Annotated in this window: 32 protein-coding genes; 1 reads left to right on the top strand and 31 read right to left on the bottom strand. The window is 40.0% G+C overall.

Annotated elements, in window-relative coordinates; translation table 11 throughout:
* Window positions 1-52: 52 nt before the first annotated feature.
* The 6 genes from CHX27_RS10920 to eno form a co-directional block, all read right to left on the bottom strand.
* Window positions 53-1,336, bottom strand: a complete 1,284-nt coding sequence (locus tag CHX27_RS10920) for a citrate synthase (protein WP_094486814.1) — start codon at window positions 1,334-1,336, stop codon at window positions 53-55.
* Window positions 1,337-1,683: 347 nt separating this feature from the next.
* Complete coding sequence (locus CHX27_RS10915) at window positions 1,684-2,298, bottom strand: response regulator transcription factor (RefSeq protein WP_094486813.1); 615 nt, start codon at window positions 2,296-2,298, stop codon at window positions 1,684-1,686.
* Window positions 2,295-3,095, bottom strand: coding sequence for a sensor histidine kinase (locus tag CHX27_RS10910; protein WP_094486812.1), 801 nt, complete (start codon window positions 3,093-3,095; stop codon window positions 2,295-2,297). Before CHX27_RS10910 ends, CHX27_RS10915 begins: the two co-directional genes overlap by 4 nt.
* 93 nt (window positions 3,096-3,188) lie before the next feature.
* The gene (locus CHX27_RS10905) at window positions 3,189-3,722 is read right to left on the bottom strand and encodes a hypothetical protein (RefSeq protein WP_094486811.1); all 534 of its coding nucleotides are present in this window, start codon (window positions 3,720-3,722) and stop codon (window positions 3,189-3,191) included.
* 170 nt (window positions 3,723-3,892) lie between these two features.
* Window positions 3,893-6,730 carry a DUF7619 domain-containing protein gene (locus CHX27_RS10900; protein ID WP_165764502.1) on the bottom strand — a complete coding sequence of 946 codons (2,838 nt, stop codon included), beginning with the start codon at window positions 6,728-6,730 and terminating at the stop codon, window positions 3,893-3,895.
* 168 nt (window positions 6,731-6,898) lie between these two features.
* Window positions 6,899-8,191 (bottom strand): phosphopyruvate hydratase, encoded by a 1,293-nt coding sequence (gene eno / locus CHX27_RS10895; protein ID WP_094486809.1) that lies wholly within the window; start codon window positions 8,189-8,191, stop codon window positions 6,899-6,901.
* Between the two features lie 349 nt (window positions 8,192-8,540).
* Here eno and CHX27_RS10890 point away from each other — a divergent pair, with 349 nt between their 5' ends.
* Window positions 8,541-9,971 (top strand): MBOAT family O-acyltransferase, encoded by a 1,431-nt coding sequence (locus CHX27_RS10890; protein WP_094486824.1) that lies wholly within the window; start codon window positions 8,541-8,543, stop codon window positions 9,969-9,971.
* A gap of 7 nt (window positions 9,972-9,978) precedes the next feature.
* Here the strand turns inward: CHX27_RS10890 and CHX27_RS10885 are convergent, their stop codons facing one another.
* The 25 genes from CHX27_RS10885 to rplV form a co-directional block, all read right to left on the bottom strand.
* Window positions 9,979-10,455: a DUF1648 domain-containing protein gene (locus CHX27_RS10885; protein WP_094486808.1), complete on the bottom strand. Its 477-nt coding sequence runs from the start codon at window positions 10,453-10,455 to the stop codon at window positions 9,979-9,981.
* Between the two features lie 110 nt (window positions 10,456-10,565).
* Window positions 10,566-11,669, bottom strand: a complete 1,104-nt coding sequence (gene carA / locus CHX27_RS10880; protein WP_094486807.1) for a glutamine-hydrolyzing carbamoyl-phosphate synthase small subunit — start codon at window positions 11,667-11,669, stop codon at window positions 10,566-10,568.
* A 366-nt stretch (window positions 11,670-12,035) separates the two neighbouring features.
* Entirely contained in the window at window positions 12,036-12,587 is a 552-nt protein-coding gene (gene rplQ, locus CHX27_RS10875) for a 50S ribosomal protein L17 (RefSeq protein ID WP_094486806.1), read from the bottom strand.
* A 39-nt stretch (window positions 12,588-12,626) separates the two neighbouring features.
* Complete coding sequence (locus tag CHX27_RS10870) at window positions 12,627-13,619, bottom strand: DNA-directed RNA polymerase subunit alpha (protein WP_094486805.1); 993 nt, start codon at window positions 13,617-13,619, stop codon at window positions 12,627-12,629.
* Window positions 13,620-13,639: 20 nt separating this feature from the next.
* On the bottom strand, window positions 13,640-14,245 hold the full coding sequence (rpsD, locus tag CHX27_RS10865) for a 30S ribosomal protein S4 (RefSeq protein WP_094486804.1): 606 nt from the start codon (window positions 14,243-14,245) through the stop codon (window positions 13,640-13,642).
* A 94-nt stretch (window positions 14,246-14,339) separates the two neighbouring features.
* The gene (gene rpsK / locus CHX27_RS10860) at window positions 14,340-14,723 is read right to left on the bottom strand and encodes a 30S ribosomal protein S11 (protein WP_094486803.1); all 384 of its coding nucleotides are present in this window, start codon (window positions 14,721-14,723) and stop codon (window positions 14,340-14,342) included.
* An 8-nt stretch (window positions 14,724-14,731) separates the two neighbouring features.
* Window positions 14,732-15,106 (bottom strand): 30S ribosomal protein S13, encoded by a 375-nt coding sequence (gene rpsM / locus CHX27_RS10855; RefSeq protein WP_094486802.1) that lies wholly within the window; start codon window positions 15,104-15,106, stop codon window positions 14,732-14,734.
* A 2-nt stretch (window positions 15,107-15,108) separates the two neighbouring features.
* A complete protein-coding gene (gene ykgO / locus CHX27_RS10850) occupies window positions 15,109-15,225 on the bottom strand; it encodes a type B 50S ribosomal protein L36 (protein WP_002987490.1) in 117 nt (38 codons plus the stop codon).
* Window positions 15,226-15,305: 80 nt separating this feature from the next.
* The gene (gene infA / locus CHX27_RS10845) at window positions 15,306-15,521 is read right to left on the bottom strand and encodes a translation initiation factor IF-1 (protein WP_035129818.1); all 216 of its coding nucleotides are present in this window, start codon (window positions 15,519-15,521) and stop codon (window positions 15,306-15,308) included.
* 2 nt (window positions 15,522-15,523) lie between these two features.
* Window positions 15,524-16,867, bottom strand: coding sequence for a preprotein translocase subunit SecY (gene secY / locus CHX27_RS10840; protein WP_094486801.1), 1,344 nt, complete (start codon window positions 16,865-16,867; stop codon window positions 15,524-15,526).
* Window positions 16,868-16,878: 11 nt separating this feature from the next.
* Window positions 16,879-17,331 carry a 50S ribosomal protein L15 gene (rplO, locus tag CHX27_RS10835; RefSeq protein WP_094486800.1) on the bottom strand — a complete coding sequence of 151 codons (453 nt, stop codon included), beginning with the start codon at window positions 17,329-17,331 and terminating at the stop codon, window positions 16,879-16,881.
* Window positions 17,332-17,341: 10 nt separating this feature from the next.
* Complete coding sequence (gene rpmD, locus CHX27_RS10830) at window positions 17,342-17,524, bottom strand: 50S ribosomal protein L30 (RefSeq protein ID WP_094486799.1); 183 nt, start codon at window positions 17,522-17,524, stop codon at window positions 17,342-17,344.
* An 11-nt stretch (window positions 17,525-17,535) separates the two neighbouring features.
* A complete protein-coding gene (rpsE, locus tag CHX27_RS10825) occupies window positions 17,536-18,057 on the bottom strand; it encodes a 30S ribosomal protein S5 (RefSeq protein ID WP_094486798.1) in 522 nt (173 codons plus the stop codon).
* Between the two features lie 6 nt (window positions 18,058-18,063).
* Window positions 18,064-18,417: a 50S ribosomal protein L18 gene (gene rplR, locus CHX27_RS10820; RefSeq protein WP_094486797.1), complete on the bottom strand. Its 354-nt coding sequence runs from the start codon at window positions 18,415-18,417 to the stop codon at window positions 18,064-18,066.
* Window positions 18,418-18,429: 12 nt separating this feature from the next.
* Window positions 18,430-18,972 carry a 50S ribosomal protein L6 gene (gene rplF / locus CHX27_RS10815; RefSeq protein WP_094486796.1) on the bottom strand — a complete coding sequence of 181 codons (543 nt, stop codon included), beginning with the start codon at window positions 18,970-18,972 and terminating at the stop codon, window positions 18,430-18,432.
* 17 nt (window positions 18,973-18,989) lie between these two features.
* Window positions 18,990-19,388: a 30S ribosomal protein S8 gene (gene rpsH / locus CHX27_RS10810; RefSeq protein ID WP_094486795.1), complete on the bottom strand. Its 399-nt coding sequence runs from the start codon at window positions 19,386-19,388 to the stop codon at window positions 18,990-18,992.
* A gap of 76 nt (window positions 19,389-19,464) precedes the next feature.
* Entirely contained in the window at window positions 19,465-19,734 is a 270-nt protein-coding gene (gene rpsN / locus CHX27_RS10805; protein WP_094486794.1) for a 30S ribosomal protein S14, read from the bottom strand.
* A 2-nt stretch (window positions 19,735-19,736) separates the two neighbouring features.
* Window positions 19,737-20,288 (bottom strand): 50S ribosomal protein L5, encoded by a 552-nt coding sequence (gene rplE / locus CHX27_RS10800; RefSeq protein WP_094486793.1) that lies wholly within the window; start codon window positions 20,286-20,288, stop codon window positions 19,737-19,739.
* A 2-nt stretch (window positions 20,289-20,290) separates the two neighbouring features.
* On the bottom strand, window positions 20,291-20,605 hold the full coding sequence (rplX, locus tag CHX27_RS10795; protein WP_094486792.1) for a 50S ribosomal protein L24: 315 nt from the start codon (window positions 20,603-20,605) through the stop codon (window positions 20,291-20,293).
* A gap of 12 nt (window positions 20,606-20,617) precedes the next feature.
* Window positions 20,618-20,986 (bottom strand): 50S ribosomal protein L14, encoded by a 369-nt coding sequence (gene rplN / locus CHX27_RS10790; protein WP_007803649.1) that lies wholly within the window; start codon window positions 20,984-20,986, stop codon window positions 20,618-20,620.
* Window positions 20,986-21,246: a 30S ribosomal protein S17 gene (rpsQ, locus tag CHX27_RS10785; RefSeq protein WP_094486791.1), complete on the bottom strand. Its 261-nt coding sequence runs from the start codon at window positions 21,244-21,246 to the stop codon at window positions 20,986-20,988. The genes rplN and rpsQ overlap by 1 nt, the downstream gene beginning before the upstream one ends.
* Window positions 21,247-21,255: 9 nt before the next feature.
* Window positions 21,256-21,447, bottom strand: a complete 192-nt coding sequence (rpmC, locus tag CHX27_RS10780; protein WP_094486790.1) for a 50S ribosomal protein L29 — start codon at window positions 21,445-21,447, stop codon at window positions 21,256-21,258.
* A gap of 10 nt (window positions 21,448-21,457) precedes the next feature.
* Window positions 21,458-21,883, bottom strand: a complete 426-nt coding sequence (rplP, locus tag CHX27_RS10775) for a 50S ribosomal protein L16 (RefSeq protein ID WP_094486789.1) — start codon at window positions 21,881-21,883, stop codon at window positions 21,458-21,460.
* Between the two features lie 19 nt (window positions 21,884-21,902).
* A complete protein-coding gene (gene rpsC / locus CHX27_RS10770; protein ID WP_094486788.1) occupies window positions 21,903-22,661 on the bottom strand; it encodes a 30S ribosomal protein S3 in 759 nt (252 codons plus the stop codon).
* A 5-nt stretch (window positions 22,662-22,666) separates the two neighbouring features.
* Window positions 22,667-23,080: a 50S ribosomal protein L22 gene (rplV, locus tag CHX27_RS10765; protein ID WP_094486787.1), complete on the bottom strand. Its 414-nt coding sequence runs from the start codon at window positions 23,078-23,080 to the stop codon at window positions 22,667-22,669.
* Window positions 23,081-23,084: the final 4 nt, after the last annotated feature.

Below are 23,084 nucleotides of genomic sequence, written 5' to 3'. Positions count from 1 at the left end.
AAAAATGGTTGTGAACGCGCACAACCATTTTACCTTTTATAATTATCGCTAACTAGCGCTGTTCAAACGTTTTAAATGGGCGCAGTGGATGTCCGGTATAAATTTGTCGCGGACGACCAATTGGTTCTTTGTTTTCGCGCATTTCTTTCCATTGCGCGATCCATCCAGGCAAACGACCGATGGCAAAAAGAACGGTAAACATATCCGTTGGAATACCGAGCGCACGGTAAATGATACCGCTGTAGAAATCGACGTTTGGATACAGCTTACGACTTACGAAGTATTCATCAACAAGAGCAGCTTCTTCCAATTGCTTGGCTATAGTTAGAATCGGGTCATTAACTCCTAAATTAGCCAATACTTCGTCGGCGGCTTTTTTAATAATTTTAGCTCTTGGATCGAAGTTTTTGTATACACGGTGTCCGAATCCCATCAAACGGAACGGATCATTTTTATCTTTTGCTTTTGCAAGGTATTTTCCTGCATCGCCACCGTCTTTTTGAATTGCTTCAAGCATTTCTAATACCGCTTGATTTGCACCACCGTGGAGCGGACCCCAAAGTGCAGAAACGCCTGCCGAAATAGATGCAAACAAGCCTGCGTGCGAAGATCCAACCATACGAACGGTCGATGTAGAACAGTTTTGCTCGTGATCGGCATGCAGAATAAACAACTTGTCTAAAGCTTTAACAACAACTGGATTTATTTCATACGGACCCGTTGGTAATTCAAACATAAGTCGCATGAAGTTTTCGACATACCCTTTTGTATTATCGTAGTAATTCAATGGATATCCCGACGACTTGCGGAATGTCCAAGTAGCCAAAACCAAGAATTTACCCATAGTTTTAACGATAGCCTCATACATTTCGGCTTCGTTTTCAACATTAACAACTTTTGGATTAAAAGCGGTTAAGGCACTTGTTAGCGAAGAAAGTACGCCCATCGGATGTGCTGTTTTTGGAAAACCATCGATGATGTTTTTCATTTCTTCGTTCACAAGCGAATATTTTCGAATATCAGCCTCAAATTGTGCTAGTTGCGCATGAGTTGGCAATTCGCCAAAAATAATTAGGTAAGAGACTTCAAGAAAAGTTGCTTTTTCTGCCAGATCTTCGATAGCGTAACCACGGTAGCGCAAAATACCCTCCTCGCCATCGAGGAATGTAATGTTGCTGGTACACGAACCTGAATTTTTGTATCCCGGATCCATGGTTATTGCACCGGTAACATCTCGCAGTTTATTGATATCAATTGCAACTTCGTTTTCGCTTCCTTCGATAATAGGAAACTCATACCTGTTGCCATCTAATTCTAGAAATGCCGATTTTGACATATAATAAATGTGTTTAAGTAAACTTGTTTAAAGATTTAACAAACTTACATAATACAAAACCGTTAAAAAAATCTTTGCGCTAACGTTTTCGTTAATTTATTTATAAATCGGTCGAAATTGTAGTGCAAACCTGTTGGGAATGAATCGTGCCTTCTTCGAAGAAATACTGTTAGTTAATGCTTCGAGTTAACGAAACAAAACACTTCCTGAACAAAACGACCACTGGAAATGTTGTCGATTAATGGACTTCATATTTTTACGCTGCGCATAGAATCTTCCGCGAAAGCGAAAAAAATTAGATAAAATCCGAACTAGAGATTTTGATTCAAAGGTTCCTGAAAATTAGATTACAAGTCGAATTTATTTTCAACGGCAAATCGCACCAAATCGGCTCGGCCATCAAGCTGTAACTTTTGAAGAATATTTTTTCGATGTGTGTCGACAGTGGTTTTGCTAATATTCAGTGATGTTGCAATTTCAATGGAGGTTTGTCCTTTTGCGATCAGTTCTAAAATTTCTTGTTCCCGTTTACTGAGCTGTACTTTTTCTTCAAGATTATCGATGCTAAAAGTAGTTACAGGTCTTTCAAAATACGTTCCTCCATGTGCAACTGTTTCTATTGCGCTTATCAATACCGAAAGCGGTGAACTTTTAAAAACGTAGCCGCGAGCGCCAATTTCCTGAAAATGTTTTACAAGTGGTGGCGAATCAAACATACTGAATGCAATTACTCGTGCATGGGGCTGATATTTAAGAATTTCGTAAACCGCCGCTTTACCATCGATTCCCGGCATACGAATATCTGTTACAACAACATCGGGATTTTTTAAGCGAACGAGTTTCACCAAATCGGTGCCGTTTTGTGCCGTTCCGATAACACTTATGTTACCGCTATCGGAAATTCCCGACACCAAACCGTCGATAAGTGATTGATGATCGTCCGCCAAAACAATTCGAATCATATCTTTAAAGTTACAATAATGGTTGTTCCGTTGTTGATGTTTGAATCAACATTAAACGTGCCGCCTAAATCTTCAATTATCTTTTCTATTTTCTTTAGACCAGACTCAGCTTTGGCGTTTATAGCATCGAATGTAAAACCTTTTCCGTTGTCTTCGACAATGATCGTTAAATTTCGGGCATCATCTTCATTTAAATAAATAGTCAGATCGGAGGCTTGTGCGTGTTCAACGACATTCGTACCGAGTTCGCGAATAATGCTAAACAGCAATAATTCAATACGCTCTTCGATCCGGCTTTGCAGGTTAAACGGAAGGACTTGCACTTTTAACTTTCCGACGACACCAATTTGCTGCGCTAACGATTGAACTGCCGCTACAAGTCCCGATGTCTTTGGAGCTTCAACATATTTGTTTTCTGGCGCTTTGCGAACATTCTCGTACACTTTCGACAATAATTCCGAGATTTTCTGTGCTTTATACTCTGGCTTTCGAACGTCTGAAGCATATTCTTCGAAGTTGAGTCGAATTGCTGTTATGGTATTTCCGATGAAGTCGACAAAATCTTCTGCATGGCGTTTGCGATATATTTCGTGGCTTTCGAGAATTAAGCTTATTTGATCAAGTTCACGTTCTTTAATTTCGGAAACCTTTCGCTGCAGCAGAATCTTCTGGTTTTGCTGCACATATACACGACGGCATAAAATCGTTAAATAAATTAATAGCGCAACAACTGCAAAAAGCACTAGAATAAGAGTTAGAGCGAAAGTTGGCGTTATGTGGCCGGTAATTACTTGCATTTTTTATTTTTTGGCTGCTGCTAAATATCCATGTAGCGACAGCAATTAGTAAATCAGAAACTGTTTTTTGTTATTTTTTTGTTTTGACTCGATTTAATTTCTAATGACTCCCATTCCGTATTTTGTTGGAAAACTTGGAACTTGTGAAGGATCATCCTCAAAAAAACTATCGCCATTAACTGCAAAGTACCTGCTTTCTTCAAGTAACAAACTTGCTAATGTAGCGGGACCTGGAACATGATTTTGGCAATAAACTACATCGTTAATATTTCGTAATTCGGGAGCTTGATGACAAACGTAAACGTGAATGCTATCGCGTGAAAAATTAATGTCTCTGCTCCCTTCTACTGCGATTAAATTGTCGAGATTGATGTTGAAACTCTTGTTGATTAAGAAAGATGATTCTCTTGATACGTTGATGTCGTTACCACTTTTTTCTTTGAGGTAAATCATAATCGCGTTTCGAATACCACTTGAAATATTGTAAACCGGCCCTATTTCAAAATGTAAGGGCAATCCGTTTACTTCCTCTGGCAAAATAATTTGCACATCGATGCTTCCTGAACTAAAATTTCGAGAATTTCTCACCGAATATGGTTTGTGCGGGTAATTAACAATGATAGACATAACAAAGTTGTTTTTTACATGTCCAAACTTATAGAGAAGCAAAAACTAAAAACTACCTACTTATAGGTATTTTTTGGTTCATTTAAAAATTTAACACAGTGGTTAGAAAAAAGAAAAAGTCGGCTCAAATGGCCGACTTTCCCTCGTAAAATACTGAGAACTTCTGTAATTTACTTTTTCATAAATTTTTGAACGGATTTACCGTTGGATGTTTCCACATTAAGTATATACATGCCTGGGGCTAAACTTTGCACGTCGATTCCGGTGGTATTGTTATATGTTGTGGTTAAAACTTGCTTTCCTGCAAGATCGCTAACAGCAATTTTTCCAATTGTTTTATTCTTGGCGTCGATGAATAGTTTACTGCTCGTTGGATTTGGATAAACGCCAACAGTAACTTCATTGTCGTCAACAGAAAGTGGAGCAGCTTGGAACGTTGTTTGGGCTAAATTAGTGTTAACCATGGTGTCGTAATCCAGATAAACTGAAGTGCCATACGCCACTGTATCGCCAGGTTGTAAATTAGGGTTCGACTTCATTCTGAGCAGTACGTCTCCTTCAGCACCCGGTTGCAGATTTAAATCTTCAAAAATCAATTCCAGTACATTTCCTGTGATTTGTGTAGTTACTGGAGAAGTGGCGCTAACTACTTGAATGGAACTTAAATCGAAGCTATTTCCGTCTAACTCGGAACGCAACACTACAAAAGGAGCTGCTGTTGTACCGGTATTTCTAAAGCTTACTGCATAGTGCAGGTATTCTCCAATTTCCGACGCATCAACTGTTTCGCCTTCCAAACAGAAAACTGCATTTTCAATTTGAGCCTCTTGTGTTGATTGTATAAACTCGAATGTATTGTCGTCTGGGTTAACATCGGTTTGATTAATCACGAACTGAGCTGAGAAATTAAATGAATCTATTGGAAGTGCTACCGTAGGATCAGCCTGAAACATCAAAGCTACTATAATAGTACGTTGTTCAAAAGGCAATAACTGATCTACGTTAAAAGCTGCTTGATTCGCGGTTACCGAATCGGCGAAAGGCGAAGCAATACTTAAATATGCAACATCTCCATCGAAGTTAAAGAAAACCGTTCCAGATATAGGTAAGCTGCCTTTGTTTGTGACGATAATTTGGTAATACGTTTCGTATCCAATGTACGGAACAGAAAACGGAAGTACGGTAATTTCTCCGTCGGCAGTCGGATTTATTGGTGTCAAGCAAAAATCAACGGTTGCGGTTTGAGCGCCGTCTTCCTCTGTAAAGGAAACGGTTGATTGTGATGGAGAAATTTGAAAAGCTTCTGCATTGGCAATCGAAGCATTTAACGTATAGGTTCCGGCGGGAACTGCAAATGCAAAGGTTCCGCTTTCGTTAGTGAAATAAGCTCCGCTTCCTTGACCATTTGTGATGTTTATTTGAAGATTCGGCACGGGTAAATCGGCATCTTCGCAACCATCGTTGTCGAAGTCGAATCGCGCAACACCTGAAATTGTATTGAATGTTCCTGTAGGTTCAAACGTACAATATCCGTTTACGATGATGTTCGGATTTACTTGATTGACGTAATACTGAAAGAACGTCGTTTCAAATTCATCTACACAAATAAATTGCAAATTAGGAACTTGCGTAAAATCGTTTCCAGAGAATGAGATATCCTGAAAACCGTTATTCTTTAAATTAACCGATTCAAGATTTTCGTTTGGAGCGAATCGCACTACAAACAAGTATGAGGCATTCGATAAATCCAAATCAACTACATTGGTGTTGTTTGCATAAAGTTCCGACAAATACATTTGCGTACTTAAATCGATTTCTGAAATAGGATTCGATGAAAAATCCAAAACATAAAGAGTCGGCTGACCTGAAACATCTAAAGCAGTTAATGCATTATTATTGCAGCGCAACGAATAAATAGCGGTATTTGTTTCTAGAGACAGGCTTGTAAGTGCGTTATAGCTGCAATCTAATTGATAAAGAAAACTCAAACCTTCTAGATTTAATTCCGTTAAGTTGTTGCTAGCACATTCGAGTATATTCAACATAAGATTTGCCGATACATCGAGCTGGCTCAAACTGTTTTGCGACACAAACAAACCGCGTAGGGATGCATTTGAAGCGACATCTAACGAACTAATCTGGTTATTTGTTAGTGCTAAATCGGATAATGATATTAATCCAGAAACATCGATCGATGTTAGCAGATTATTAGACAAATTAACCGTGTACAGTAGTGCATTTGTAGCTGAAAAATTTACCGAAGTGATTTCGTTATCGCTTAAACCAAGCTCGAATAAATTAGGGTTAGATGACACGTCGACTGTTGTCAAATTATTATCGTAACCGATAATGCTTCGCAGGAACTGAAAACCTGAAAAATCTACCTGACTAATCGAGTTACTGAAAAACATCAGATTTTCTAGAGCTGGCGTATTGTCTAATCCTAGCGCTGTTAGTTGATTTTGATTTACATTTAAAAGTTTCAAGCCAGGAAGATTCGCCAAATTAATAGCCGTCAATTGGTTAGCGGACAATGAAATAGCTTCTATCGCATTATGATTGGAGAGGCTGAAACCAATAAGGTTATTTTGGTCGGCATACAAAGTTTTAAGTGCGTTTAATCCGGCGATGTTTAAATCGGCGATACCGCAATTGCTTATACGCAGTACTTCCAAATTGGTAAGAGTTGTTAAATCTATCGACTGACCCTGCAAGTTTGTATATGAACAGTCGAGCATTCGCAGATTGGTAAAAGCCTCCAAACCACCAATGCTACTGATATCAAAAAAGGCGATATCTAAATAGTAAACGGCTTGAGCTTCTTGAGTAGATATTTCACCATCGCCGTCTGCATCGACAGCAATTGGATTATAATTTTCGTCAAAGGCATTTGAAAAACTTGTTCCCGCTACAAGAAGGAACGCCTTCAAATTTGGATCGGTGAAATTTACCTGCTGGGAAAATCCGCTCCATGCTACAAAGAGCAATAGAAGTAATTTCTGTTTCATGTCCTGGGTTTGTTTAAAGGTTACAACCATAGGATAAACAAAAATGAATCGGGTTGCGTTAATGGATTAGATTTCCATCAAATCTTGGGGTTAAAAACTGATATTCATTGACTTAATTGCACAAAAAAACCCGGACAAAATCCGGGTCTTACAAAGTATAGTAATTACTTACCTGATTTTGAAAGCGCGCTCTCCAGGAAAATAAGCCGTTTCTCCCAACTCCTCCTCAATACGCAAAAGCTGGTTGTATTTGGCCATACGATCAGAACGTGACGCGGAACCGGTTTTAATTTGTCCACAATTCAAAGCTACTGCCAAATCAGCAATTGTACTGTCTTCGGTTTCTCCAGAACGATGACTCATAACTGAGGTATAACCTGCGTTGTGTGCCATATTTACCGCAGCGATCGTTTCAGATAAAGTACCGATTTGGTTTACTTTAACCAAGATTGAATTCGCAATACCTTTTTCAATACCTGTAGATAATCGTTGTACGTTAGTAACAAACAAATCGTCGCCAACGAGCTGTACTTTATCGCCCACTAATTCGGTAAGGTACTTCCATCCATCCCAATCATCTTCATACATACCGTCTTCGATAGAAATAATTGGGTATTTAGAAGCTAGTTCCGCCAAATATTCGGCTTGTTCTTTAGATGAGCGAATTTTTCCACCTTCACCTTCGAACTTTTTATAGTCGTAGTTTCCGTTTACGTAAAACTCGGAAGCGGCGCAATCAAGTGCAATTTTCACATCGTCGCCAAAGCTATAACCGGCATTTTCAACTGCTGTTTTGATGCTGTCGAGTGCATCTTCTGTACCGCCGGCTAAATTTGGAGCGAAACCACCTTCGTCGCCAACCGCTGTTGATAAGCCACGGTCATGAAGTACTTTCTTAAGGTTGTGAAAAATTTCGGTTCCCATTTGCATGGCATGCGTGAACGAAGTTGCTTTAACAGGCATAATCATGAATTCCTGAAAAGCAATTGGTGCATCGGAGTGCGAACCTCCGTTAATGATGTTCATCATCGGAACTGGTAGCGTTTTTGCAGCTACGCCTCCAATGTAGCGATATAAAGGCAATCCTAATTCGGCTGCGGCAGCTTTACTCGCTGCAAGCGAAACGCCAAGAATAGCATTAGCACCTAAATTTGATTTGTTTGGAGTACCGTCGAGTGCAATCATGGTTCGATCGAGTAATTCTTGCTCAAAAACAGAAATTCCAACAAGCGCCTCGGCAATTTTTGTGTTCACATTTTCAACAGCTTTAGAAACGCCTTTACCCATATAAGCTTTACCGCCGTCGCGCAATTCTACCGCTTCGTGTTCGCCTGTCGACGCTCCAGAAGGCACAGCTGCTCTGCCAAGAACACCGTTTTCAGTAATTACATCAACTTCGATAGTCGGATTTCCGCGAGAATCCAAGATTTGTCGCGCATGCACTTTAATGATGATACTCATAAAAAAAGATTTAATTTTTTGATGATTCGAAAATATGCATTTCTCTTAAGCTGGTAAAATTCACAGAACTAAAGTTATAAACGCAAACGATTTCGGCGAGATTAAAATGCAGAACACTTATGTTATGACGTGACTTTTTTATCCGATTTAGATTTTTTGGTGCTAGACCAACTCAGTTTTATTATTGCTGCGCCAAAGAAGAGTGAATTTGTATTTCTACGAAAATAAAAATATAGACTGTTCAAATTCCCGTTCGATTAAAACCAATACTCAACGATAATTAGAGTCGCGTCAACAAATGGTGTTTGGTAAAAAATTCCTACTTTCAACACCTAATAAACAAAAAACTGTGCTGTTTAATTCGTTTGATTATGCGCTCTTTTTACCAATCGTTTTCGGTTTGTATTGGATCCGTTTTCAAAACAGCATCAAATGGCAAAACAGCTTACTATTAGGTGCGAGCTTTTTATTTTATGGTTTTTGGGACTACCGATTTTTGGCTCTGTTGGGGTTTTCTACGCTGCTCGACTATTATTGTGCGTTTAAAATAGACCGAGAAAAGGTTCTAAAAAAACGAAAACTTTGGCTTTGGGTAAGCGTCGGAATGAATTTGGCATTTCTTGGCTATTTTAAGTACGTCAACTTTTTCATCGACTCGTTCAGCCAGTTACTAGAAAATATCGGATTTAACATAGGAATGCATAGCCTAGAGATAATTCTGCCAGTTGGAATATCGTTCTACACGTTCCACGGAATTTCTTATATAATCGACGTTTACAAAGAGCGAATAAAGCCAGAAAGAAATATTATAACTTATGCCTTGTTTGTAAGCTATTTCCCTTTATTAGTTGCAGGCCCCATCGAGCGAGCTACGCATTTGTTACCACAGCTAAAAAAATCGCGAAAGTTCAGTTACGACGCGGCGATTCAAGGATTTTATCAAATCGCTTGGGGCTTTTTCAAGAAAGTTGTCGTTGCCGACCAGTGTGCCGTTGTGGCGAATGCAGCTTTCGACAACAGCGAAAATCACGACTCAACGTTTTTAGCACTTGGCGCTATTTGTTTCGCTTTTCAGATATACGGCGACTTTTCTGGTTATTCCGACATAGCACTAGGTACCTCAAAACTCTTCGGAATAGAGCTGATTCAAAATTTCAAACAACCTTATTTTTCGAGAGATATAGCCGAGTTTTGGCGTCGCTGGCACTTGTCGCTTTCCAATTGGTTTCGCGACTATGTGTACATCCCATTGGGTGGGAACCGGCAAGGAAAAGTAAAAACGATTCGAAATACCTTAATTGTTTTTTTACTCAGTGGTTTCTGGCATGGAGCTAACCTAACTTTTGTTTTTTGGGGATTGCTGCACGCATTATTTTTCCTTCCTTTAATTTTTCTAAACCAAACAAAAAAGCATCTTGGTATTGTTGCGGAACATAGAATGATTCCGCGATTACAAGAGTTGTTTCAGATGTCTGTAACATTCCTACTTGTTTGCTTCGCTTGGATTTTCTTCCGTTCCAAAAGCATCAATGAAGCCTTTCTTTATATTGAAAACCTACTAGCATTCTCAAAATACAAAAACAGCAGCGGATGGCCAGAAAACACAAAACTAACCATTGTTCTGCTAGTACTATTTGTTGGAATAGACTGGCTATCACGCGGAAGAGAACATCCTATTTTCGGAAAATACCAGTATACAAAGTGTTTACTGCTGTTACTTTCAATTCTGGTTTTTGGTGTATTTACTACAAGAACAACCTTTATCTATTTTCAGTTTTAAAAGCCAGTTAGCGGGCACGTCGGGCTAATACGATATATCCAACAATTGGAATGGCAAGAAGCAGTATAATCAGAGGCAGCAACCAGATAGTTAAATCGTCGTCGATTTTATCGCCTAAACCATAAGCTGCATATTCGATACTTAAAAAGATAAAACCAACAACAATTCTGAGCACAAGTAAAAAACGTCTTCCCAATTCAATCTGGCGTTCTTGATTTTCTGCTGTAATTTCAACTGGCGTATTCAGCAAATCTGATGACAGCGAAATTGAACTCAGTAACAACTGTAAGAACAAATAAATTCCAGGCAAGATAAATACGGTGGATTTAGGACCGTATGCATCGGCTTTACCCACTGCATTAAAATGTGTTGCAATAGTTTCTGGCAAATTAAAATAAAGATAGATCGAAAAGCCCAAAAGAATAGCGAACATTGAAAGCGCTGCAATCTCAAGCCATTTATCTAAACTGAGAGCGTTTTTCATATGCTATATCGTATTTGTGATGTGATGCTATTTAGACCTTTAATAAGAAGCACGTCTGTAAAGGAAATGTATAAGCACCCGATTCCTCCAGAAAAAATCTAACTCATTTATTAATCTTGATCTAAAGTTGCAACAAACGCATCAAATAAATAAATCGAATCGTTAGGTCCTGGACTTGCTTCGGGATGGTATTGTACTGAAAATACGGGTTTATTTTTCATTCGCATTCCTGCAATAGTTCCGTCGTTTAAGTGAAGGTGAGTGATTTCAAGTTCGGAATGCGCTTCAACCGCGGCACGCTCTACTGCAAATCCGTGATTTTGGGATGTAATTTCGCCTTTTCCAGTTACTACATTGAAAACAGGATGGTTGATTCCGCGATGGCCGTTAAACATCTTGTACGTTGGAACATCATTAGCCAATCCGATAAGCTGATGTCCGAGACAAATTCCAAATAGAGGAAGATCGCGACTAATAATTTCTTTTGCCAAAGCAATAACTTCCGTAAGCGGTTCTGGGTCGCCAGGACCGTTTGACAAGAAATAACCGTGCGGATTAAAACTACTTAAATCAGAAAAAGCACTGTTGTACGGAAATACTTTGATGTAACAGTCGCGGCTTGCTAAGTGACGAAGAATATTTTCTTTGATTCCTAAATCGAGTGCTGAAATTCGGAACTTAGCTTCAGGATTGCCGTAGAAATAAGGTTCGGTAGCCGATACTCTGCTGGCTAATTCTAGACCTTTCATATCGGGAACCGCCTTTAAAATCGATTTTAGTTCATCAACGGGCGTCTCGTCTGTGCAAATGATGGCGTTTTGAGCGCCGTGATCGCGGATGTAAGCCGTTAACGCACGTGTATCAACATCGCTGATTGCGATTAAACTTTGTGCTTTAAAATAATCGAATAGATTACCATCTGAATCGGGACGCGAGTGCTGAAAACTAAAATTACGACAAATCAAGCCCGCAATTTTTATAGATCCGGATTCCTTTTCGTTGCGGTTAACGCCGTAATTACCAATGTGGGCATTGGTTGTCACCATAAGCTGACCGAAGTACGACGGGTCGGTAAAGATTTCCTGATAGCCGGTCATTCCGGTGTTAAAACAAAGTTCGCCAGTTGCTTTTCCTGGTATTCCAATCGATTTTCCGTGGAAGATAGTGCCATCTGCAAGGAGAAGGATGGCTGCATCGCGTTGTTGATATTTCATAGTTGTGTTGTTCATGCAAAAGTAGTCTTTGATACGTAAACACGCAACCCCTGCCCCCGGTTGAAGTGGAAAACCCGCAAGGCCAGAAACCGACCGCGGCGGTTTTTAACACAGCGACCAACGGAAGCTGCTGTTAAAGGCCAGCAAGCGGCGGTTTTTGGCTGCGGCTTTGAAACGGAAAACGGGATTAGGCACTAAGGAGTATTAAGATTGGAGTATTAAGACTGGAGACTTGAGTATTAAGACGGATGACCGCAGTATTAAGACCTAAGAAATGGGTATTAACATAGGTTTACAAACACAAACCATTTTCCAAAAAAAAGACCCACAAAATGCAGGTCTTTCAAAGTTTGTTTTGCTTTGTAATTAAGCTTTGTCTTCTGACTCTTCGTTAGAAGCTTCTGGAGCTTCATCAACGATTGGAGCAGCAGTTTCTTCGGCAACTGGAGCTTGAACTTCTTCGGCAACTGGAGCGGTTTCAGGAGTAGCAGCCGCTTTCGACTTACCACCTCTTCTGCTTTTTGCTTTCTTAACTTCTTTTTTACCTCCGTTGTAAAGTTCGTTGAAGTCAACTAATTCGATCATCGCCATATCCGCGTTGTCACCAAGACGATTTCCTAATTTGATGATTCGGCAGTATCCTCCTGGACGATCTCCTACTTTAGCAGCAACGTCGCGGAACAAATCTGTTACAGCGTATTTGCTACGTAGGTAAGAGAATACGATACGACGATTGTGCGTAGTATCTTCTTTTGATTTGGTGATCAAAGGCTCTACGTATGAACGAAGCGCTTTAGCTTTCGCCACAGTAGTATTGATTCGCTTGTGTTCGATTAACGAGCAAGCCATATTTGCAAGTAAAGCGCGTCTGTGACCAGCTTTTCTGCTTAAGTGATTATTTTTCTTTCCGTGTCTCATTTCTTAATAAACTTAGAATCTGCAAACTTCAGACTCAGGTTAGTCTTTATCTAATTTGTATTTGCTTAAGTCCATTCCGAAAGTAAGGTTCTTCACGGCAACAAGCTCGTCAAGCTCAGTAAGAGATTTCTTACCAAAGTTTCTGAATTTCATTAAGTCGTTTTTGTTGAAAGATACAAGATCTCCAAGTGTTTCTACTTCAGCGGCTTTCAAGCAGTTAAGTGCGCGAACAGATAAATCCATATCGACCAACTTCGTTTTAAGCAACTGACGCATATGCAATGACTCTTCGTCGTACGATTCAGTTTGTGCAATTTCGTCTGCTTCAAGCGTGATACGCTCGTCAGAGAATAGCATAAAGTGGTGAATCAAAACTTTTGCAGCTTCTGTCAACGCATCTTTAGGCGTGATAGACCCATCGGTTTTAATTTCGAACACTAACTTTTCGTAGTCGGTTTTTTGCTCTACACGGAAGTTTTCAATTGCGTATTTCACATTGATTACTGGAGTGTAGATTGAGTCTGTAGCGATAGTTCCGATTGGAGCATTAGCTTTCTTGTTTTCTTCAGCAGGAACGTATCCACGACCTTTTTCGATCGTAAGTTCCATGTTGATATTGACTTTGCTATCTAGATTACAGATTACTAATTCTGGGTTAAGAACTTGGAAACCAGAGATGAACTTTTGGAAGTCGCCTGCTGTTATTTGATCTTTACCTGAAATAGAGATTGTGATCGCTTCGTTGTCAACATCTTCAATCTGACGTTTGAATCGAACTTGCTTCAAATTCAAGATGATTTCGGTTACGTCTTCTACAACGCCCGGAATGGTGGAGAATTCGTGATCTACACCTTCAATACGGACAGAAGTGATGGCATAACCTTCAAGAGCAGAAAGTAGAACTCTTCTCAGCGCATTACCGACAGTAAGACCGTATCCGGGTTCTAATGGTCTGAATTCGAACTTTCCTTCGAAGTCCGTTGAGTCGACCATAATTACCTTATCGGGCTTTTGAAAATTAAATATTGCCATAATTTCGACTAAGTCAGTTATTATTTGTTGTACAATTCGACGATCAACTGTTCTTTGATGTTTTCTGGGATTTGAGTACGAGTAGGTACTGAAACGAAAACACCTTCTTTTTGTGAATCGTTCCAAGTGATCCACTCATAAACATGAGAAGACGCAGCTAGGGAACGCTCGATGATATCTAAAGATTTTGATTTCTCACGAACGGCAACTTTATCGCCTGCTTTCAGGTGATACGATGGGATGTTTACAACTTCACCATTCACTGTAATGTGTCTGTGAGAAACGATTTGGCGTGCACTTCTGCGAGAAGGTGCAAGACCCATACGGAAAACTACATTATCAAGACGTGCTTCACACAACTGGATAAGTACTTCACCTGTTACACCACGAGCAGCAGAAGCTCTTTCGAACAAACCACGGAATTGTTTTTCAAGGATTCCGTAAGTATACTTAGCTTTTTGCTTCTCCATTAATTGGATTGCGTACTCTGACTTTTTACCTCTTTTTTTTGCGAGACCGTGTTGTCCCGGTGGGTAATTTCTCTTTTCGAAAGCGCGGTCTTCGCCGAAGATTGCCTCGCCGAATTTACGCGCGATTTTGGTTTTTGGACCAGTATATCTTGCCATTTTTAATGATTTTGGAAAGCCACTATGAATTCAGGTCAGATCCTTCGATAGCGCTTTTGCTTTCCGGGTTATACTATACTACTTTAATTTGGGATTAAACTCGACGTCTTTTTGGAGGTCTACACCCGTTGTGTGGCATTGGAGTTACGTCGATGATTTCAGTAACTTCGATTCCACCGTTGTGAATAGAGCGGATAGCAGACTCGCGTCCGTTACCTGGTCCTTTCACGAAAACTTTCACTTTCTTCAAACCAGCTTCCAAAGCTACGCGGCTGCAATCTTCCGCGGCCATTTGCGCAGCGTAAGGTGTGTTTTTCTTTGAACCACGGAAACCCATTTTACCGGCCGAAGACCAAGAGATAACTTCACCTTTTTTGTTTGTAAGTGATATGATGATGTTATTGAAAGTTGCGTTAATATGAGCTTCACCTGAAGACTCGATAATAACTTTACGTTTTTTAGTTGTTGCTTTAGCCATACTAATTCTTATTTAGTTGCTTTTTTCTTGTTAGCGACAGTTTTTCTCTTACCTTTTCTAGTACGAGAGTTATTTTTGGTTCTCTGACCACGCAATGGAAGTCCGCTTCTGTGACGGATACCACGGTAGCATCCGATGTCCATTAAACGTTTGATGTTTAATGAAATTTCAGAACGAAGTTCACCTTCGATTTTGTAGTATGAAACGGCGTCACGGATTGCTCCGATTTCGTCGTCATTCCAATCTTGAACTTTTTTGTCTTCGCTTACTTGCGCTTTCGCTAAAATATCTTTAGCACGGCTTCTTCCTAATCCGAAGATATAGGTTAAAGCAATTACGCCTCTTTTATTTTTTGGGATGTCTACCCCTGCTATTCTTGCCATAATTATCCTTGTCTTTGTTTAAATCTAGGATTCTTTTTGTTGATTACGTACAGACGCCCTTTTCTACGCACAATAATGCACTCGGCGCTTCTTTTCTTAACTGATGCTCTAACTTTCATCTTTTTTTAGCTTTTAGCTTTTAGCTTTTGGTTTCATTTCCACACGATTATGAACATGAAACCCATTGCTATGAGCTATATTAATATCTATAAGTTATTCTTGCCTTTGACAAGTCGTAAGGACTCATTTCCAGTTTCACCTTATCGCCCGGAAGCAATTTGATGTAGTGCATACGCATCTTTCCAGAAATGTGAGCAATTACTACGTGTCCGTTTTCCAATTCGACACGGAACATTGCATTCGACAATGCTTCGATGATAGATCCGTCTTGTTCAATAGCCGCTTGTTTTGCCATAATTATGCTACAGCTTTACGGTTTTTGCCCGATTTCATCAAGCTGTCATAATGCTTGTTAAGCAGATATGAATTCACTTGTTGAACGGTATCAATAACAACACCTACCATGATGATCAAAGAGGTACCTCCGAAAAACATTGCCCAAGACTGTTGTACACCTAAACTACCTACGATTGCTGGGAACACAGCAAGTAGCGCTAGGAATAACGAACCCGGGAACGTAATCAAAGACATAATCTTATCCAGATAATCAGACGTTTCAACTCCTGGTCTGATTCCAGGGATAAAGCCACCGCTTCGCTTCAGGTCGTCTGCCATTTTATTCGTTGGAACAGTAATAGCAGTATAAAAGTAAGTAAAGATGATGATTAAGGATGCGAATACGAGATTGTACCAGAATCCGAATAAATCACCAAACGTTGATGCAATAGATCGTGAAGTTTCTGACTGCGACAAGCCTGCCACTGCTGCTGGAATAAACATAATTGCTTGCGCAAAGATGATTGGCATTACGCCAGAAGCGTTTAATTTTAGAGGAATGAATTGTCTGTTTTCACCATTGATATCTTGTTCGAAATCTCCAGAAACGGTACGACGTGCATACTGTACCGGTATCTTTCTCACAGCCATAACAAGGAGTACACAAGACATGATTACTAATAACCAGCCGATAACTTCAAGCACCAAAATCATTGGTCCACCTCCGTTATTTGTGATGGTCGAAGTAAATTCTTGTAAAAATGCTTGTGGAAGACGAGCCAAAATTCCAACCATGATTAGCAGCGAAATTCCGTTTCCGATACCTTTATCAGTAATTTTCTCACCAAGCCACATTGCAAATATTGTTCCTGTTGTTAGGATTACAATAGAAAGTGCCACAAACACTTGTTGACTTACTTCTGGATAAAATGCTTGTGCGGGTAGCGTTGAATACAAATTATAGATATAACCTGGACCTTGAACAACTGTAATCACAATTGTTAACCAACGGGTAATTTGATTCAACTTTTTGCGACCGCTTTCCCCATCTTTCTGAAGTTTCTGAAGGTAAGGAATTGCAATTCCCATTAATTGTACTACGATAGAGGCCGAGATGTATGGCATAATTCCCAATGCAAAAACGGAAGCCTTAGAAAAAGCGCCTCCGGTAAACATATCAAGAATAGAACCAATACCGTCTTTAGTTTGGCCTGCTAACGCATTCAACTGGGTTGCATCGATGCCTGGCAACGTTACGTGAGCGCCGAAACGATAAACCAACAAAAGGCCTAAAGTTAGAACGATACGAGAACGCAGTTCATCGATTTTCCAGATATTCGATACAGATTCGAAAAATTTCTTCATCAGTCTTAGAATTACAAGCTAACTGCCTCACCACCTGCCGCTTCAATCGCAGCTTTAGCAGTAGCAGTAAATTTATGTGCGCTAACTTTCACTTTTGCAGTAAGAGTACCTCTACCCAAAATTTTAACTACTTCATTTTTAGTAGCCAAACGATTCTCAACGATTGTTGCGAAATCTAATGAGTCGGAGATAACACCTGCGTCAACTAGTGCTTGAATTGTATCAAGGTTGATTCCTTGATATTCCACTCTGTTGATATTTTTAAATCCAAATTTAGGAACACGTCTTTGTAGTGGCATTTGTCCACCTTCAAATCCGATCTTCTTTGAGTAACCTGAGCGAGACTTCGCACCTTTGTGTCCACGTGCAGCAGTTCCGCCTTTTCCGGAGCCTTCTCCACGACCTACGCGCTTATTTTGGTTGTGCGTTGATCCCTCTGCAGGTTGTAAGTTATGTAAGTTCATAGTTTACGGATTATTTAGCTTCTTCAACAGAAACTAAGTGTTTAACTTTATTGATAATTCCGAGAATAGCAGGGTTGGCTTCGTGCTCAACAACCTGTCCCATTCTGCGAAGTCCAAGAGCCTCAAGGCTTCTCTTCTGTGTTAGCGGGCAATTGATTTTGCTGCGAACTTGTTTTACTTTAATTTTTGCCATGATTCGCTGAATTAACCTTTAAACACTTTATCTAATGAAATACCACGTTGTTTTGCTACCGTGTGAGCACTTCTCATTTGAAGCAAGGCATCGAAAGTAGCTTTAACTACGTTGTGTGGGTTTGATGATCCCTGCGACTTAGAAAGTACGTCGTGAATACCAACAGACTCCAATACCGCACGTACAGCACCACCAGCAATAACTCCAGTACCGTGAGATGCTGGCATCAAGAATACTCTTGCTCCACCAAATTTACCTTTTTGCTCGTGCGGAACCGATTGTCCGCTAAGCGGTACACGTACCAAGTTTTTCTTAGCATCTTCCACAGCTTTAGCGATTGCTTCAGATACGTCTTTAGATTTTCCTAGACCGTGACCTACAACTCCGTTTTCGTCGCCAACTACTACGATGGCAGAGAAACCGAAAGCACGTCCACCTTTAGTAACTTTCGTTACACGGTTTACACTCACCAATCGATCTTTCAATTCAAGACCGCTAGGCTTTACGAATTCTACGTTTTTATACTTTGACATCTTCGATTAGAATTTTAAACCAGCGGCTCTTGCGCCTTCGGCTAGTGATTTAATACGACCGTGGTACAAATAACCACCACGATCAAATGTTACATTCTCGATACCTGCTTTAAGAGCTTTTTCAGCGATAGCTTTACCTACAGCTGCAGCCACTTCCACATTAGTACCTTTAGAATCTACGTCTTTGTCGCGAGATGAAGCTGCCAAGATAGTTACACCTTGTACATCGTCAATCAGCTGAACATAGATCTCTTTATTACTTCTAAACACAGACAAACGTGGCTTAGCAGCAGTACCCGAAACGATTTTACGGATTCTGAATTTAATACGTTGTCTTCTTTCAGTTTTTGTTAATGACATAATCTAATATTTTTAAGCTGATTTACCTGCTTTTCTTCTCAATACTTCACCTACGAATTTCACACCTTTTCCTTTGTAAGGTTCTGGCTTACGGAATCCGCGGATTTTAGCAGCTACTTGACCTAACAATTGTTTGTCGTATGAAGTTAGTTTCACGATTGGGTTCTTACCTTTCTCAGAAATTGTTTCCAAAGTTACTTCTGGAGCAACTTCAAGAATAATGTTATGAGAAAAACCAAGAGCTAGGTCGAGCTTTTGACCTTGGTTAGAAGCTCTATAACCTACACCAACTAATTCTAACTCTTTTGTAAAACCTTCAGAAACACCAACAACCATATTGCTGATTAGTGATCTGTACAAACCGTGCTTCGCGCGTTGATCTTTGTGATCTGATGAGCGCTCTACCACGATTTGGTTCTCTTCTATTTTAAGATCCACATCGCTGATAACTTGCGTAAGCTGACCTTTTTTTCCTTTCACTGTAAGGATACCATCTGCATAGTTTACTGTAACACCTGCAGGAATCGAAACGGGATTTTTACCAATTCTAGACATTTCTTGCTGGATTAAGATTAATAAACGTAGCAGATGACCTCGCCACCAATATTTAACTGGCGTGCTTGCTTTCCGGTCATCAAACCTTTTGAAGTTGATACAATAGCGATACCAAGACCATTCAAGATTCTTGGAATTTCTGTAGCTCCGGCATATTTTCTCAAACCAGGCTTACTGATTCTCTGAATGTCCTTGATTACAGGCTCTTTGGTTTCTTTGTCGTATTTGAGAGCGATTTTAATCGTACCCTGTACGGTGTTTTGCTCGAATTTGTAGCTCAGGATATAACCCTGATCGAACAAAATCTTAGTGATTTCTTTTTTCAGATTAGAAGCCGGAATTTCGACAACCTTGTGGTTTGCAGCCACAGCGTTTCGTACTCGGGTCAGATAATCTGCGATTGGATCTGTGTACATATTTAATTAATTGCGGTTTTGGTTTTCGCCTACGGCTCTCGCGGCGAACCTTAAACCAATTGATACTCTTTTTTTATTACCAAGAAGCTTTTTTCACACCTGGAATCAAACCCATGTTTGCCATTTCACGGAAAGTAACACGTGAAATACCAAACTGGCGCATATAACCTCTTGGACGACCTGTAAGTTTGCAACGATTGTGCATTCTTACTGGAGAAGCGTTTTTAGGCAATTTTTGAAGGCCAACATAGTCGCCAGCTTCCAAAAGTGCTTTTCTTTTCGCAGCGTATTTTTCTACAGTTTTTGCACGTTTTACTTCACGTGCTTTCATTGATTCTTTAGCCATCCTTAATTCTTTTTAAATGGTAAACCTAATTCTGCTAAAAGTGATTTCGCTTCTTTGTCTGTTTTAGCGGTAGTCACAAAAGTGATATCCATACCTGCAATCTTATTTACCTTGTCGATATCGATTTCCGGGAAAATAATTTGCTCAGTAATACCTAAATTGTAGTTACCACGTCCGTCAAAACCAGTAGCCTTAATACCGTTAAAATCTCTTACACGTGGAAGTGCAGAAGTGATTAAACGATCTAAGAATTCGTACATACGCTCTCCGCGAAGAGTAACTTTTGCACCAATTGGCATACCTTTTCTAAGTTTAAACGATGCAACGTCTTTCTTAGAGATTGTAGAAACCGCTTTTTGACCAGTGATTTTTGTCAATTCGTCTACTGCGTATTCGATTAATTTCTTATCCGACACAGCAGCACCAACACCACGGCTTAAAACGATTTTCTCCAATTTAGGAACTTGCATTACGTTTTTATAGCCGAATTCTTCTTTTAAAGCAGCGATTACGCGGGCTTTATATTCTTCTTTAAGTCTAGGGATATAAGCCATAACTACAATACTTGATTTGATTTTTTAGAAAATCTCACTTTCTTATCTCCTTCAACACGGAAACCAACGCGAGTAGTCTCTTTAGACTTTGGATCGATTAGTGCAATGTTTGAGATATGAATAGGAGCTTCTTTTTTAATAATACCGCCTTGAGGGTTTTTAGCGCTAGGCTTTGTGTGCTTAGACACCATGTTTACCCCTTCAACGATTGCTCTGTTCTTTTCGCGATCTACGCGTACAACTTTGCCTTCGGCACCTTTGTGATCACCTGCGATAACGCGAACAACGTCTCCTGATTTAATTTTTAACTTAGTCATTGTCTCCTAAAATTAAAGCACCTCAGGTGCAAGTGATACAATTTTCATGAATTGCTTTTCGCGAAGTTCTCTTGCTACTGGACCGAAAACGCGAGTTCCGCGCATTTCACCAGCTGCATTCAAAAGTACGCAAGCATTATCGTCAAAACGGATGTAAGAACCATCTGCACGACGTACTTCTTTTTTAGTACGCACTACTACAGCAGTTGATACAGCTCCTTTTTTCACGTTACCGTTTGGAGTAGCATCTTTGATTGAAACTACAATTTTATCGCCAACAGAGGCATATCTGCGCTTAGTACCTCCAAGCACACGGATGGTCAGTACTTCTTTAGCACCGGTGTTATCCGCAACTTTTAATCTACTTTCTTGTTGTACCATTACTTAGCTCTTTCAATGATTTCTACTAATCTCCAACACTTTGTTTTACTCATTGGACGTGTTTCGCTGATGCGAACAGTATCTCCAATGTTACAGTCGTTTTTCTCGTCGTGCGCAACAAATTTCTTAGTACGCAATACGAATTTACCGTATAGTGGGTGTTTTACACGTGTTACCTGAGCCACAACGATTGACTTTTCCATTTTATTGGAAGTCACCACACCGATTCTCTCTTTTCTTAAATTTCTTTTAGCTTCCATAATACAGAATTATTGTTGCTCACGTTTAGTTATTTCAGTAGCAAGACGAGCGACTGTTCGGCGAACAGTTCTGATCTGAAGCGGATTCTCGATTGGAGAGATCGCGTGAGCCATCTTCAAACTGTTGTAAGTTTTCTTGGCCTGGCTTAAGTTTTCTCGTAGTTGCTCTACGGAAAGATTTTTAATTTCTGATTGTTTCATAATTAACAGATTAGGCTTCGAAATCTCTAGCGATTACAAATTTAGTTTTCACTGGAAGTTTTTGAGCCGCAAGGCGCAAAGCTTCTTTTGCAACTGCCAATGGCACTCCACCAACTTCGAACATGATTCTTCCTGGCTTAACAACTGCTGCCCAATATTCGACAGCACCTTTACCTTTACCCATACGTACCTCTAGAGGTTTTTTGGTGATTGGTTTATCTGGGAAGATTTTGATCCAAAGTTGTCCTTCACGTTTCATGTAACGCGTTGCTGCGATACGAGCTGCTTCGATCTGACGTGAGGTTAAGAACATGCCTGTTTCGTGCACAGATTTAATTCCGAACATGCCATTTGAAAGTTCGTGGCCTCTTTGGCTGTTCCCTTTCATTCTACCTTTTTGTACCTTGCGGTACTTCGTTCTTTTAGGCTGTAACATTCGATTTTACTTTTAAAAATTATTTGCGTTTACGAGCGTCCGATTTTGGACCCTTGTTAAAGTTTGACTTTCCTCCGCGTGGTGCATCAGACTTACCTGAATTACCTCCCGCTTGTTTCTTATCCATTCCGATAAGTGGAGAAAGATCTCTCTTTCCGTAAACTTCACCTTTCATAATCCATACTTTGATTCCCATACGACCGTAAGTAGTATGTGCTTCAGCCAAAGCGTAATCAATGTCGGCTCTGAAAGTAGACAAAGGAATACGACCTTCTTTGAAAGACTCTGAACGCGCCATTTCAGCACCATTCAAACGTCCTGAAATCATAACTTTGATACCTTCTGCATTCATGCGCATAGAAGCTGCAATAGCCATTTTGATCGCTCTTCTATAAGAAATACGGCTTTCAATCTGACGTGCAATGCTTGAAGCAACAAGAAATGCATCTAGCTCAGGTCTTTTGATTTCGAAAATATTGATCTGAACTTCTTTGTCGGTAATCTTCTTCAATTCCTCTTTCAACTTGTCTACCTCCTGGCCGCCTTTTCCAATGATAATTCCTGGACGAGCGGTGGTGATAGTAACGGTTACAAGTTTTAAAGTTCTCTCGATGATTACTTTAGAAACACTAGCTTTTGATAAACGAGCATGGATGTACTTTCTGATTTTGTAATCTTCAGCGATTTTGTCGCCGTAGTCATTACCACCGAACCAGTTAGAATCCCAACCTCTGATGATCCCAAGTCTGTTACCAATTGGATTTGTCTTCTGTCCCATACTGCTTATGAATTGCTTTGTGTATTATCTGCTTGTCCTAAAACTACGGTTACGTGGTTAGAACGTTTTCTAATTCTGTGTGCGCGACCTTGAGGTGCTGGACGTAGTCTTTTCAACATCATACCACCATCAACGCGGATTTCTTTAACGAATAGTCCGGCTGCACTAACATCACCACCTTCATTTTTCTGTTCCCAGTTGTTGATGGCAGATAACAATAGTTTTTCCAACTTTCGTGAAGCTTCTTTAGAGCTGAATCTCAATAGACTCAAAGCTCTTTCCACCTTCTGACCTCTAACTAAATCAGCGACTAAACGCATTTTTCTTGGAGAAGAAGGACAGTTATTTAGTTTAGCAAAAGCAACTTTTTTATTAGCTTCTTTAATGCCTTCAGCTCTTTCTCTTTTACGAACTCCCATAACT

This window comes from Flavobacterium aurantiibacter (assembly GCF_002251775.1).
GTDB classification, from domain to species: Bacteria; Bacteroidota; Bacteroidia; order Flavobacteriales; family Flavobacteriaceae; genus Flavobacterium; species Flavobacterium aurantiibacter.
The sequence above is the reverse complement of the archived record's forward strand: the minus strand, read 5'-3'. Positions and strand labels throughout refer to the sequence as shown.